The sequence below is a fragment of the Shimazuella alba genome (assembly GCF_009831235.1).
Lineage (GTDB): Bacteria > Bacillota > Bacilli > Thermoactinomycetales > Thermoactinomycetaceae > Shimazuella > Shimazuella alba.
The window spans coordinates 263,644-278,159 of the sequence record NZ_WUUL01000006.1; the positions used below are offsets into that span (position 1 = coordinate 263,644).

General features: G+C 37.4%; 9 protein-coding genes, 2 tRNA genes and 1 pseudogene. 4 read left to right on the forward strand and 8 right to left on the reverse strand.

Annotation, left to right across the window (positions count from 1 at the left end; genetic code table 11):
- Positions 1-122: 122 nt before the first annotated feature.
- The 5 genes from GSM42_RS11185 to GSM42_RS11205 form a co-directional block, all read right to left on the reverse strand.
- Positions 123-1,496 (reverse strand): cytochrome P450, encoded by a 1,374-nt coding sequence (locus GSM42_RS11185; RefSeq protein WP_160801621.1) that lies wholly within the window; start codon positions 1,494-1,496, stop codon positions 123-125.
- 187 nt (positions 1,497-1,683) lie between these two features.
- Positions 1,684-2,817, reverse strand: coding sequence for a tRNA epoxyqueuosine(34) reductase QueG (gene queG / locus GSM42_RS11190; protein WP_160801622.1), 1,134 nt, complete (start codon positions 2,815-2,817; stop codon positions 1,684-1,686).
- Positions 2,818-2,835: 18 nt separating this feature from the next.
- Positions 2,836-3,246 carry a ribonuclease HI gene (gene rnhA / locus GSM42_RS11195; protein WP_160801623.1) on the reverse strand — a complete coding sequence of 137 codons (411 nt, stop codon included), beginning with the start codon at positions 3,244-3,246 and terminating at the stop codon, positions 2,836-2,838.
- A gap of 76 nt (positions 3,247-3,322) precedes the next feature.
- Positions 3,323-3,400 (reverse strand) — tRNA-Pro (locus tag GSM42_RS11200).
- Positions 3,401-3,412: 12 nt separating this feature from the next.
- A tRNA-Leu gene (locus tag GSM42_RS11205) sits at positions 3,413-3,496 on the reverse strand.
- Between the two features lie 185 nt (positions 3,497-3,681).
- On the opposite strand from GSM42_RS11205, the gene GSM42_RS11210 reads away from it, so the two are divergent.
- Positions 3,682-4,464, forward strand: coding sequence for a mechanosensitive ion channel family protein (locus GSM42_RS11210; protein ID WP_160801624.1), 783 nt, complete (start codon positions 3,682-3,684; stop codon positions 4,462-4,464).
- Here the strand turns inward: GSM42_RS11210 and GSM42_RS11215 are convergent.
- Both GSM42_RS11215 and GSM42_RS11220 read right to left on the reverse strand, forming a co-directional pair.
- Positions 4,456-5,010: a DNA topology modulation protein gene (locus GSM42_RS11215; RefSeq protein ID WP_160801625.1), complete on the reverse strand. Its 555-nt coding sequence runs from the start codon at positions 5,008-5,010 to the stop codon at positions 4,456-4,458. The two genes, GSM42_RS11210 and GSM42_RS11215, sit on opposite strands and share 9 nt — an antisense overlap.
- A gap of 207 nt (positions 5,011-5,217) precedes the next feature.
- On the reverse strand, positions 5,218-7,125 hold the full coding sequence (locus GSM42_RS11220; protein ID WP_160801626.1) for a heavy metal translocating P-type ATPase: 1,908 nt from the start codon (positions 7,123-7,125) through the stop codon (positions 5,218-5,220).
- Positions 7,126-7,752: 627 nt separating this feature from the next.
- Between GSM42_RS11220 and GSM42_RS11225 the strand changes: the two genes are divergently transcribed.
- From GSM42_RS11225 to GSM42_RS11235, 3 genes are all read left to right on the forward strand, one after another.
- A complete protein-coding gene (locus tag GSM42_RS11225) occupies positions 7,753-10,137 on the forward strand; it encodes an ATP-binding protein (RefSeq protein WP_160801627.1) in 2,385 nt (794 codons plus the stop codon).
- 24 nt (positions 10,138-10,161) lie between these two features.
- Positions 10,162-12,480 carry an ATP-binding protein gene (locus tag GSM42_RS11230; protein ID WP_160801628.1) on the forward strand — a complete coding sequence of 773 codons (2,319 nt, stop codon included), beginning with the start codon at positions 10,162-10,164 and terminating at the stop codon, positions 12,478-12,480.
- 190 nt (positions 12,481-12,670) lie between these two features.
- On the forward strand, positions 12,671-13,738 hold the full coding sequence (locus GSM42_RS11235) for a peptidoglycan-binding protein (RefSeq protein WP_160801629.1): 1,068 nt from the start codon (positions 12,671-12,673) through the stop codon (positions 13,736-13,738).
- A gap of 132 nt (positions 13,739-13,870) precedes the next feature.
- Here the strand turns inward: GSM42_RS11235 and tnpA are convergent.
- Positions 13,871-14,354: pseudogene (tnpA, locus tag GSM42_RS11240) on the reverse strand (IS200/IS605 family transposase).
- Between the last annotated feature and the right edge of the window lie 162 nt (positions 14,355-14,516).

The window sequence follows — 14,516 nt, forward strand, 5'->3', positions numbered from 1 at the left end:
TCGGAAGGGGTCACACAAAAAATCGTCTATTAGAGGAACCAGAAACCACTTTTGGAATCAAGAGAAATATCGCCATACAAATAAAAGTCACGTGTTCCTATTTTTACTTTCACTAACCTATGCTAATCTTTTCTTCTTTTTAGCTGAAAAGGCATCTCCAGTGGCTGGTAGGTCATCGCATAACGAGGACTTACATTGCTATTAGGGACAAGACTAAATTCATATTTCTGCACAAATGTAACCAACATTATGAGGGCAGTTGCCAAAGACATATCCTGTCCAATACATATTCGCTGACCTTTACCGAACGGATAATAGGCTTTTCGTGTATGATTATCAAACCGTTCAGGAAGAAATCTTTCAGGATCGAATTTATCAGGGTCTGACCAAAAACGAGGATCGTGGTGGGTAGCAAAAGGACTTAATATTACTGGTGAATTACCGCGAATGGTATAGTCACCTATCTTATCTTCTTTTACAGATGTTCGAAAATACATCGGAAACGCAGGATACAGACGTAGTGTCTCATTTAATACCATCCTGGCATACTTGAGTTTCATCATATCCATATACTCTGGAGTGCGCCCTCCCAATACTTGAATCGCTTCTTTATAAACCAATTCGAGTATTTGTGGATTTTGACTAAGTAGATAAGAAGCCCAAGTCACCAAGCTGGCAGTGGATTCATATCCAGCTAAAAAAATGGTAAATATTTCATCTCGAATCTGCTGATCAGTCATTGATTCTCCGTTTTCATCTTTTGCATCAACTAAAATTCCCAACAAATCATCCTGTGATGCATTTGATTCTCTTCTTTGGTTGATTATGGAATAGATCTCATGATCCAACTGATCAATCGCTTTTTTATAAGCAGAGCGTCCAGGTGTAGGGAACCAACTAGGGACAAAAAACGTCCAAACTCTTTTGGTCATCCCTTGAAAAACATCATTTGTTAGTTGTACTAGCCGCTTGGATTGATTGGAATTTACAGATGTTCCAAGTAACGATTTTAAAACTACTTCCACATTTGTTTCCGTCGCATCTGTTAACATATTCAACGGAGTACTATTATCTATGCATTCTTCCCATCGCTTTATTGCATGTTGCACTGCTTTATTTACAATGAGAGCTGTTTTTTCTATTTGTTCAGGATGAAAAACTGGTTGCATCAACTTCCTTTGACGTTTCCAATGGCTCCCTTCTGCTGTAAATAACCCATTTCCTAATGCAAAGCGGATTCCATCCATCATACTTCCTTTTATGTAATTAGGAGAGTTTTCAATAAGAACATGATGAACGTAATCTGGATGACTTACTAAATATGCACTAACTCTTCCAAAACTCAAACGAACCAAACCGTTTCCTTTTGCAGCTTCACTCATACAAAAATTAAATGGATCCTTTGCTAATTTAGGAAGAGAAGCGAGAAGACTAAATCCTGTGCGACCTGGAGGATGTAGCGGTTTATGTTGTTTTTCCGATGTTGAGATAACCATGATGACTGCTCCTTTAAAATTTACATTAGAGTGTATATTCTATTTATTATATATAGTTTTATAAATATATTTTTGGCTTATTATAGCAGAATATCTTTTTCGACACACCCATTTTTTCCCATAATAAAAGCCTCGATCTAGTAAGGTAGAATCGCTTCAGATCGAGGGCATTTATTATCAAATATAATTAGTTTTTTAACCTGTTCATGGCTACGTTTAACTCCGTTAACACCATTTCATCTGTTTCTGTCTGAATTGCCTTTTGTAAACTTTCTTTGGCTTCTTCTCCGCCTATTTTTCCTAATGCCCATGCAATTGTTCCTCTGATAACAGGGCGAACATCCTTTTGTAACATAGCAGTTAATTCGGCTACTGCTGTTTTATCTTTAAAATGGGCTAAAGCAATGATGGCATTTCGTTGTATCGGATTCTTTCCTCTCCATGAGCCGGACATCTCTCCAAACTGTTCTTTGAATTGTCGATTGCTTAACTTTAAGATCGGCTTTAACAGCGGTTTTACTTTTTCTACGTCTGGATGGAAAGCTTGCTGATGATCAAAATACCGCTTTTTATTTTTAGGACACACCGTTTGACAAGTGTCACATCCATAGAGGCGATTGCCTATTTTATCGCGGTATTTCTCTGGTATCATGGTCTTCGTTTGCGTCAAATAAGCAATACAGGATTGAGAATCTAAACGTCCTGGTTCGACAAGTGCTCCTGTTGGACAAGCTGTCATACATAAAGTACAATCACCACAGCCATCCTCAACTGGTTCATCTGGAGGAAGATAAACGTCCACCAACATTTCTCCAAGGTATACCCAAGAGCCAAATTCTTCTGTGATAATAGCTGTGTTCTTCCCACTCCACCCAATACCAGCACGTTGTGCTGCTGCTCGATCACTCAGTGCACCAGTATCGACCATCGATTGGATCGTTGCATTAGGTACAAGAGAGTGTAAATAAGTCGATAAATCATCTAGCTTTTGTCTCAGTACTAGATGATAATCAGTTCCCCAAGATGCACGACAAAAGATTCCACGATAATTTCCAGGTTCGGATTTTGGAGGATCAGTTAGTTTGGCAGGATAAGCGATGGCAATGGCGATGATTGTTTTCACTGCTGGCATAAGCTTTTCTGGATGAGAGCGAAGCTCAATATCGGATTCTTCAAAACCGGAGGCAAGGCCTTTCTCTTGTTGCTCACGTAGTCGCTCTTTTAGTTCTAAAAAAGGATCAGCAGAAGCAAAACCGATTTTATCAATACCTAACTCTGCAGCTTTTGCGATCAATTTTTCTTTTAGTTGCTCTGCCTTCATTTATCCTACCTCCTTTCCTTATCTTGGTACAGCAGCTCGAGCTAATTCGTCACAACGATTATTTAACTCAACATTGCTATGTCCTTTTACTTTTTTAAACTCTACATCATGTTTACGATAAAGAGCTAGCAACTCACGCCATAAATCTTCATTCTTCTTAAATCCGCTTTTTTCCCATTTTACATACCATTTGTCATGAAAACAGTTCACAATATAAGCACTATCGGAACACACCTTCACTTTGCACGGTTGTTTTAACATTTTCAGTGATTGGATAACAGCCATTAATTCCATTCGATTATTTGTTGTCTGTTTATCTCCACCAGAGATTTCCTTGGTGTGCTCTCCATATATCAAAATAGCTGCCCATCCACCTGGACCAGGGTTTCCTGAACAAGCTCCGTCCGTATAGATGGTAACTTCTTTCACGTCATACCTCTCCTCCCAAAAGAAAAAGACACATTAGATTTGCTCTAACATGTCTTTATCATATCACCAAATTGTGTGGTCGGGGTGACAGGATTCGAACCTGCGACCCCTCGCTCCCAAAGCGAGTGCTCTGGCCAAACTGAGCTACACCCCGATATGCAATTGGTGGTACCGAAGGTGGGACTCGAACCCACACTCCAAAGGAACACGATTTTGAGTCGTGCGCGTCTGCCAGTTCCGCCACTTCGGCTCAGCGACAAAATCTATATTACGATATATTTGCTAGAGTGTCAATCCTTTTTTAAAAGAAATTTATCTTTTGTTTGCAAACCCATTTCTCTACAGAGAATTGTACACTTCATCTGTTTTATTTTAAAGAATATGTTATATTATACCTATTCTTTTTATTTTAATCATACTAGGAAGGAAGATACCATGAACTGGAATTTCCAAATCAACTGGGATCATATCTCTGAAATACTCATTCGCTGTCTCGTAATTATTGTAATTGCTTACATTGCTTTTCTCCTGATTAAAGGAATTATTTATCGTTTTATTGTTGGTAGAAAAAAACAAAATACACGTTTGCAGACGTTAACCAGTTTAGCCAGCAATTTTATAGGATATGTCATCTTCTTTGTTGCGTTGGTGTCTTTACTAGACCAATTTGGAATTAATGCTACTGGACTTATTGCTAGTGCCGGAATAATAGGGTTAGCAATTGGTTTTGGAGCACAAGGTCTTGTAAGTGATATTGTAACAGGATTCTTCATACTTATGGAAGACCAAGTAAACGTAGATGACCATATCACTGTTAATGATTTTTCTGGTGTAGTAGAGCAGACTGGATTACGTATATTAAAAATTCGTGGTTTAAATGGTGACCTTCATTTCATCCCAAATCGTGAACTAAAGTCCCTAACCAACCACTCCAAAGGTACATCCAATACTATTGTAAATGTAAAAATTCATTATGCACAGGGACAAGATATGCATAGCAGTTTATCCGAAATTCAAGCAAAACTAAACGAAATAAAAGAAGAATTGCCACAAGTTATTCAAGGACCAGCAGTACTTGATGTACATACTCCAAATAAGGCTGAAAATTATATTCGTATCATTGCTAAAACAGAACCAAATCAAGGAAGGGCTGTGGCAGAGGTACTGGAAGAACAAGCAAAGCAAATTATGGCATTGAAGAAAAATTCATTAGCATAATCTTTTTTCCGATAAAGAAGGTGAATTCAAATGAATCATCTTCTTTCTTAATGTTGCTAGAAAATGGGAAACTTGCTTACTATTTTGCAAAATTACTATCTGCTTTTCTTCGTTTTCCTGTAAAGCTTGTAATATTTTTAATCTCTTCCCTTTTGGATAGTTCCATATAAATTGGAAAAACTCCATATCTATCTTTTCTGGACAGCCATTTCCCATATCAGATCGTGTCTGATTTCTATTTTTCCAATATCTTTGAAATACACGATAAAGGCAAATCCACTTAGGAAAATCCAAAAAAATGATCGTATCTGCTTTTTCCAACCTAGGTTGCCATACACTGCTATAAGTTCCATCGATAATCCATTGATCTTTGACGAGATGTCTTTGTTGCGCTTCTTTAAAATCTTCTTGTGAGACAGAAATCCAACCAGGCTGCCAAAACAGTTTATCTAGGTGGATCACTTCTATGTCTAGTACTTGGCCTATTTTTTTTGCAAGTGTTGATTTACCTGATCCTGGAGATCCCATAATACATATCTTTCGCATTCTTAAATCCTCCAAGCACCTACATACTAGTCACAAACAAGGAAAAAGAGCAAGTAGGTTAACTTACTCAGATATCAATGTATTAAGCAATTGTGAAGGTTAACTAAAAATCTCTTCATTAAAGCCTATTCTTATTTCTATATTTATTACCATATTTATTATCATTCCCCTTGTTCTACTTTGCAAAAAAAGAGAGGTTACCCTCTCTTATCGAAGCAATCGCAATCCATTTAAAATAACCAGTATAGTACTACCTTCATGACCTATTACTCCAAGTGGTAAATTGATTAGCTCAGTAAAGTTGGACAACAAGAGGAGTAAAATAACGCCTGCTGCAAAAATAAGGTTTTGGAGAATAATACGTTTCATTCGTTTTGATAATTTTACTGCTGTATAGATATGGGAGAGATTATCATTCATCAATACCATATCAGCAGTTTCTAAAGCTATGTCACTACCGCCAGCACCCATCGCAATACCCATACTTGCTTGGCTCAGTGCAGGAGCATCATTTACACCATCCCCAACCATTGCAATCTTGCCGTGTAGTTGTCTCAATTCTTTTACCTTTTCTACTTTATCTTGAGGCATGAGATCACTATAAAATTCCTTTATATTCAGTTCTTTTGCAATCCCTTCTGCTGTTCGCTTTTGGTCTCCTGTCAGCATAACAGTGTGAATACCTGCATCATGTAAAGACTGAATAACAAATTTCGCATCTTCACGAATCGTATCTTTTAATGCGATAGCTCCTACGATGATCCCTGCTTGCTCGACTACTACGACTGTCTTCCCTAGTTTTTCTAGTTTCTCCGTCTCCAAACGGATATCATTTGCAAGAGTAAACCACTCTGGTTTTCCTATTCGCCAAGAAACACCTAGATACGTAGCTTTTACTCCACGACCTGATTCTGATTGAAGTTCCTCTGGTCTTGTACGGTTCAAATCATGATCCTCTGCATATGCCACAATAGCTTGTGCTATTGGATGCTCAGAGAGCCACTCAATAGAAGCAACTGCTTGTATTAACTCCGACTCACTTAAACCTGCGAATAAACGAATATCAGTGACTTTTGGCTTTCCTTCTGTCAAGGTACCAGTTTTATCAAAAGCTACGGCACCAATCTCAGACAACACCTCTAATTGCATACCATTTTTAAATAAAATACCTTTGCGTGATCCATTAGACATTGCAGACAATATAGCAGGCATGATAGAAGCAACAAGTGCACAAGGTGAAGCAACAACTAAGAAAACCATTGCTCGATAAAAAGTTTCAGACCAACTCCATTGGACCACAAAGTGAGGAACAAACAACAAGATAGCTGTTACCAACAAGATAACTTTGGCATATGTTCGCTCTAAACGTTCCATTTTTAATTGAGATGTAGGAACATCTTCTCTAGCTTGGTCCACCATTTTAACAATTTTAGCAAAAAGGCTATTCTCATTGGAGACAGTGACTCGAATGAGTAGTGACCCAGTACTATTAATTGTTCCAGCATAAACTGGATCATCTTTGCGTTTGGAAACAGGTGTAGATTCCCCCGTTATGGTAGCTTGATCCACATCTGAATGGCCTTCAATCACTTTCCCATCAACTGGGATACGACCTCCTGGTCTCACCACCACTACATCATCCACACTTAATTGGGATACTGGAACTTTTGCTTCTGAGCCATCTGGATACACAATCGTCGCAATTTCTGGTTGCAGACTGAGAAGTTTCGATAGATCTCGTTCACTTCTAGCCATGGTATAAGTTTCTAAAGCTCCACTGAACGAAAATATAAAAATGAGCAAAGCTCCTTCTAGCCAATAACCGATTGTTGCTGCACCAATAGCGGCAAGCATCATCAATAGATCAACACCAATTTCGCGTTCTTTCCATAATTCTATTAGTCCTTCTTTTGCCTTTACATAGCCACCAATAAAGAAAGCAAGTAGGTAAAGAGCTATAGCAAATGAAATGCTTGTCCTTTCTAATAGAAATGCAGCTAAAGTTAACAAACCACTTGAAATGGCAAAACTAAATTCAACATAATGGTCATTTTTATTATTTGGTTCTATTTGGTGATTATTTTTTTTATTTACTTGATACGTAACGAATTCCATTATTTTCACCACCGTATAGTTGAGATTCTCTCTTTCCAATAGGGGCAGAGCCCCAGGTTAATTACTGAGAATGATTTTCATTTTTGCCCATGCACAACTTATTTATAATTATTATAATCAAGAAATGATTATTTGTGAATAGTTATTTTCATATGCTAATAATTCGTTTAAAAAATATTCGGAAGAGGCGTCTTAACTAGTGTTTTTTCCAAGTTTCCTGTTCCATCGTTCTAAGATTACTTGCTCTTTTCACGACCAAATTAAAAATTGCAAAATAGCTATTCATTTAAACCCCAACGAAAAACATATTAGTTTAAATTTTAGTTATTTTAGATTTATTCATCCCTTATTATCTATAATTCATCCAGATTATTCTTAACATTACTTTTACATAGCTCTGCAATATGTTTAAATAAAATGTATGTGAACTCTTGTTATGAAGCTTTAAATCAAAAAAGAAGCCAATAGAGGCTTCTTTTTTATGATTCTGTTTTACTATCGTTTTCTGCACTATTATGATAAATTTAAAGAAAATCTGACCTTATTCATCTTAGAAGCGGATCCGGTCACACAATAGATATCCAACTATCCTTACATTCCAACAGTAAGGGAAAGGAGCAGATAATTTTGAAGAGGTTTCACTTCTTCCCCTTTTTAATTCCAGAAGGGGTTACGTATGAAATTCAGACACTTATCGGTGGTTCCCCAGACTACGTTCGAACTCAAAAATCACTGAATAACTATATTGAATATATGAAATTCAAATGGTACCGTCGCTTCCCCTTTCGTATGATTGAACCGTGGATTTCATGGGAAATTTACGCAAATGATACACGGACAAGGTACTTTTTTTGGGCTCCTAATAAACAATGGGGCAATGAGTTTTGGAATCGTCTTTATACCATGAGTCCGGAACTTAACTTTATATTGGAAGAAACACCAAAAATGGACTTTTCACAACCTCACGCAGGTATGAAACTAAGTTTAGAACGGGACTTTGCTGTACCTATGCGCGTGTATGATAAAAATAATATTGATACTCAATCTGCCTTACTTGAATTTCTCAGTAATGTTGATGAAGGTGAACAAGTAGGATTACAGTTTTTAATGCGGCCTATTTTTCATTATCAAACAGCATCAGCATTTCAACGAGCTATTCGAGATGTATATCGGGATAAGACTGCCACAAAAAGAGAAAACGATTTATATATAAAAGCAATCAAGGAAAAAAGTAGCCAGTTGCAGGCTGAAGTTTCTGTTCGGATCGTTGCAACAGCACAAACGTACGAACGGGCATTTGAACTAACAGAGCAAACTGCAAAAACACTCAGCTATATGAATTCCAAAGAGTTGAATCGTTTTGAAACACGAGAGTGGTGGCAGATCTTCCGGCCAATGTTCCGCTATGAATGGAACAAACGTATTTTTTCTTTCCGAAAACCAGAAAATCGAATTATATTAGGGACTCCAGAGCTTGCTGGTTTAATGCGGGTACCCACTATAGCAGGGACCACCAAATTCATTAAGCTAAAAGGGAAAAGGATTCTTATGCCAATTGAAGTGAGAAACTTGGCAAATCATCCAGAACCTACTCTGTTAGTCGGACATAATAACCGAAATATTAATTCACCACCTGTTTATTTACCTGTGGATGATTTAAAAAATCATATATCGATTCTAGGTGGACCTAAAACAGGGAAAAGTAATCTCATTCTTAATTTAATGTCTGATTTTCTTAAAATGAAAACAGAAGAGAACAAATATGGCTTGACTCTCATTGACACTCAAGGTACGCTTTCCGATCAATTATTGGAGCAAATCCCACCAAAGTGGCACCATTTGGTCAAAGTTGTCCGCTTTCGCTCTGGTGGTCCTTTTAATTTATATGACATGGATTTTCCAGCTGGCGAAAGCCGCAAGGCAAACTTAATATCGGAAATTATCAAACGGGTTACAGGTAGTTGGAACCCAATGATGCAAGAAACGTTTCTCGTAGCCAGTCTCGCCTTGATGAAAGTAAAAATGGCAAGATTAGATAATTTACTTAAATTAATCGAAGATGAAGAATTCATCAAAAGAATCATTTCATTATTAGATGAAAATGATCCAGAACAAGCAACACTTATCCGCAGTTTAATGAGAAACCTACGAGATATTAAACGAATTGACTGGCGAAAAGAATTTGTCTTAAGTTCTACTATGGCAAGATTTAGAGGGATGCTACTCTCATATGCAGGGAAAATGGTTAATCAAGATACCAACTGTATCAAATGGCGACAAGCACTTGATGAAGGTCATATTGTTATTTTAGATACTTCTGCTTGTCCTTCTTATGAACGAACTTTTTTCGGAACAGCCTGCTATGTTTTATTTCGTCAGGCGATGGTTACACGTTCAAGTGATTTCTCAGCTGGTAAATACATGCCAATGCATCCTCTGATTGTGGATGATGCTAGTCTCTATATGAATACAGCTTTGGACAACATTGAATTTACCCTTAATGAAGCCAGAAAATATAATGTACCGTATATCCTTGCAAATTCAGGAATTAAAGCACACTTGAATGATGAATCTGTCGAAACACTCTTCCGAAATTTTGGTACGATATTTGCTTTCCAACAGGGGAGTCCAAGCGATGCCAACATAGCTGCAGAAAACATGTTACTATATGGCCTTACTCCTCGCGATTTTAATTTGGTAGAACAACACATTGCTTACTTACAAATGACCATAAACAATGAAAAAATGAAAACTTTCAGCATAATGACTCGACCACAACCAAATCCTGTCCATGATACACCTGCTGATCAACTTGCATTAAACTTTTTAAACCAAGCAAAAGAGACCGAAAAAGAAACAGCCGCAATTAATTTAAAACGGCAAAAGAAAAATTGGGCGGACGTAGAAAATAAAGTAGCTATGCTCTCAAGAAAATTAGAGAGAATAGAAGCTACACAAATGGAAGAAGGCAGCGATGAAGATGATTTTATTGACATTTTTTATGAAGATTAAAAACTAAGAAAGGAGAAATAGGTATTGAAAAGATATCACTTTCTACCTCATTTGATCCCGAAAGGGGTAACGTATGAGTTAAACACTCTTGTTACAAGTGTACCAAACTATCATCAAACTGCTGTTGCTTGGCAAAACATTATTGAATTTTTACAGCGAAAATGGTTTCGTCGATTTCCATTTGCCCTACATGAACCATGGGTATCATGGGAAGCATTTGCAACTGGAACTCGCACCCGTTTTTTCTACTGGGCTCCAGATGAAACGATTGGGCAGCATACATTAGACCGAATTTCACTTGAGCATTTTGAATTCAATTATGAACATGCAGCTGATCCCTATCAACTTGATTTTTCCAGACCTCATTATGGGATGAAGTTGTTTTTAGAACGTGATTTTACTGTTCCTATACAAATTCACCACTCAAACGTTGATAGTCTTGCACAATTGGTTGAACACATGAGTAACATCGCACCGGGGCAGGAATTGTTAGTTCAATACTTAATCAGACCTGTCTATGATAGACAAATGTTACCCAAATTCCGTAAGGTATTAAACAAATTAAAACATGACAAATCTTCTGATACTGGTATGTATATGCAAGCAATTGAAGAGAAAATGGAACAACCAAAAGCAGAACTAGCTATTAAAATATTAGGCTTTGGCAATACAATGGAAGAAGCAAAAAGTATAACTGAACATGCCTATCGCTCTCTTGGATATTTAAACTCTGGTGAATTAAATCGGTTTCACTCAAGAGAATGGTGGAGAATTATCCATCCCTGGTTTCGACATGAGATAAAAAATCGGATTTTTCCATTCAGAAGGCCGCAAAATGCTGTTATTTTGGGTACCTCAGAAATGGCTGGGATGGCTAGATGGCCCACTTCATCAGGATCTAGTAAGTTAATTCGGGTCAAAATGCAATATCCGCCTGCACCAATTGCCGTGAGAAAGATTGCAAAAGAACCGAATACGATCTTTGTAGGAAATGGTCTTCGTTTTACTGCTCGATTTCCAATCTATTTCAGGCATGAGAACTTAGATGATCACATTGCTGTAATGGGTGGTGCTAGATCTGGGAAAAGCAGCTTTATTCTTAATCTTATTGATGATTTGATCAAAATTCGAACAGATGAAAATAAGATTGGTTTTACTCTAGTGGATACAAAAGGCACACTGGCCAATGATGTTCTTGCGCGTATCCCACCTGAAATGCATGATAAAGTAACCGTAGTTCGTGCAAGAGAAGGTAATTTCCCTTTCAATCCTTTTGACGTAGATTACTCCATCACTCAACGTGGCGGGCAAGTTGTGGAAATGTTAGCCCGTGCAGATTCGAGTGATTGGAAACCAGCTGTAACAGAAACATTACTGCTCATTGGACATTCATTGGACCGTTTGGGAATTGCCAGTTTGCGCAATATCCAGCGTATCATTGAAGAACCAGAGTTTTGTAACTGGGTTATTGACCAACTCGATGAATCACAGCCTGCAGTTGCTACTTTAAAAAGATCACTACAAAAATATGTACAAAAAGATTCCAATAAAATCAGTTGGCCTCGTGAGTTTGTGGAAAGCTTTAGTACTGCACGTTTACGTAATATTAATACCTCTGGAGTTAGTGGGATGTTAAATTCCTACACAAGTGGAGTCAAATGGGTGAAATCTTGGGAAGAAGGTCATATTGTTATTTTTGACTTATCAGGAATGTCTCCTGGAGATCAACGCTTGATCGCATCCTGTATTATCTGTCACTTTGAACTTGGAATGGTTTCACGAGGAAAAAAGACAGCGGATGGAAACTATGCTAGACACCCTTTGATCATTGATGAAGGTTCTACATTTATTGATCTATTTGGAAATTTAAAAACAATGGCAGATATGCATCGAGAATTTAATATTCCATTGATTCTATCTACACAAGGTTTGAAAGATCACATTCCTCCAAGTTTCGTAGAGTCTTTCTTTCGAAACTTTGGAACACATGCAGTTTTTCAATTGGGTAGTAGAAAAGACGCTCAAACGGTTCAAGCTAATCTTCGTTCTGAGAGCTTTTCTCTTACAGAGTATGATTACTACGAAATCAGCCCAAGACATTGTTACATGCAGCATGCAGCACTGAGATCAGAGGTCTTTATCTTGCAACCAAAGGAAATCATTCCTCCTAAATTTCAAGGATTAGCAGAAAAAATAGTAAATAAGTCCCGTATACGGGCGTTTGAAGCAGAAGAAGAAAGAAAATCAGGAATCAAACTTGGTCTAAAATCAATTGAAAAAGAAAAGCAAGAAGATCCTATTGATAAACTTATAGCTGAATTATATGAAAACGACGTTTCCTAATATTGGATAACCAAAAATTACTATTTATGAATCTATGTAGCAAACTTTTGTAGATAACGTTATAAAATATACGCTTTCTGCTGTATAATAGGTCACTTTCACTGTTGCTAAAAATTTTAATTTTGTATATTCCTCTTCCATCCCCTTATAGTATGATGTTTGTAACTTACTAGTGAGGGGAGGAAGACTATTGTCAAAGTTAACCAATTTCTTTAAGGAAAAGTTACCAAGCAACAAATTAATAAGGTGGCTAGAACTGACTTCCATTGGTGTTATTTGTACATTCGGTGGTTTTTTCGTATATCAGTATACACAAACCTTTGCCGAATCAACTCCTTTTAAACAAAATCAAAGTAAAGAACCGCGTGTTGTGGTAAGCACAGTCGTATCCAACGACGCAAATAAACAAATCATGGAAAATCTTCCATCGAAAAGCGTCGAAATTACTTTGAAAGTAAAGCCCATCCCATACCAAAATACAGATCAAACAGCACAACAACCAAACACGGGAAATAGCTCCTCACTAATCGGTAGCAGTGATACAGTTGAAAAGCCTGATGCAACCAGTACGACACCAGAATCCACTACACCTGCCAATCCTACAGAGGTAACAGGTAATTCTGACCAGATAGCAGTAGCAGAGGCTATCGAAAATCTTGAGGTGAATGGACAAAACCAAGAACAAAATGTAAACAATCAAAAACCAAAACCTGCATCTAAAACAAAGCCCACACCAATAACCGTAACAACAAAGCCTACGATACCAGTAACGAAACCGACAAAACCGGTAACAAAACCTTCAAAACCAGTTACCAAACCTACGAAACCGGTAACAAAACCTACGAAACCAGTTACCAAACCAACAACACCGAAACCTACGAAGCCAGTTACCAAACCAGTTACAAAGCCAACAACACCAAAGCCTACGAAACCAGTTACCAAACCAACAACACCAAAACCGAAACCTTCAAAACCAAAAGCTCCATATCCTGTAACCAAATCTTTCCCTGGAACAAAATACTTTAAATCTGGAGCGAAGAACAAATATGTAACCCAGCTCGGTTATATGCTTGTAACAGCTGGCTATGGTAAATACTATAAAGTTGGTCCAAGTCCAGAATGGTCATCTGCAGACTTAAAAAACTGTCAAGCTTTCCAACGGGCTCAAGGTTGGACTGGCAGCGATGCCGATGGATATCCAGGACCTGAAACTTGGAAACGACTGGTCAATATTTACTACAAAAAATACAGTTCTTAAATCAAAACCACCCGTGTTAACGGGTGGTTTGTTCTGCAGCTGCAAGCCTTTATTACTGACCAGCCCCTGAAGGGGCTCTGAATGGTTCGCCAACTGCACTACTCTTACTCGCTAGACCTCAAAGGTCTACTGTTATCTTTTTCTTTTTGCATCCCGGATTTCTTCTCCTGTAAAGGGATCTATATATTCCATGATGCTTAATTGTTCTGTGACTATATCTTCTTGTATTTGTTTTTTTATATACTCTTCAATCGCTTTTTTATTTCTTCCAACCGTATCGACATAAAATCCTTTACACCAAAATTTTCGATTCCCATATCTATACTTCAAGTTCGCATGTCGATCAAATATCATTAAACTACTTTTCCCTTTTAGATACCCTACAAATGAGGATACACTTAGTTTTGGAGGAATACTTACCAGCATGTGGATATGATCTTTACATGTTGAAGCTTCTATGATTTCTACTCCTTTTCTTTCACATAATTGTCTTAAAATTACTCCTATATCCTTTTTGATTTTTCTATATATCTTGTCTTCTATATTTTGGAGTAAAGACTATGTGATACTTACAATTCCATCTTGTATGTGCTAAACTATTCCTGTCTGATGACATAGAAAATCCCTCCTAATTCAGAAGTACTGGTTGGCGAACCATGTACATTCTAACATTGTGAAGGGATTTTTTTCATCACTTGAAGCTTTTCTGTACCACACGCATAGCGTGTGGTATTCTTCTTTCAAAAGAAAACACTACTTTCCATTATGGAAAGTAGTG

Excerpts from the sequence above, each read along its gene's own strand:
- GSM42_RS11185 (WP_160801621.1), bottom strand. The coding sequence starts at position 1,496 with ATGGTTATCTCAACATCGGAAAAACAACATAAACCGCTACATCCTCCA.
- queG (WP_160801622.1), bottom strand. The coding sequence starts at position 2,817 with ATGAAGGCAGAGCAACTAAAAGAAAAATTGATCGCAAAAGCTGCAGAG.
- GSM42_RS11210 (WP_160801624.1), top strand. The coding sequence starts at position 3,682 with ATGAACTGGAATTTCCAAATCAACTGGGATCATATCTCTGAAATACTC.
- GSM42_RS11215 (WP_160801625.1), bottom strand. The coding sequence starts at position 5,010 with ATGCGAAAGATATGTATTATGGGATCTCCAGGATCAGGTAAATCAACA.
- GSM42_RS11220 (WP_160801626.1), bottom strand. The coding sequence starts at position 7,125 with ATGGAATTCGTTACGTATCAAGTAAATAAAAAAAATAATCACCAAATA.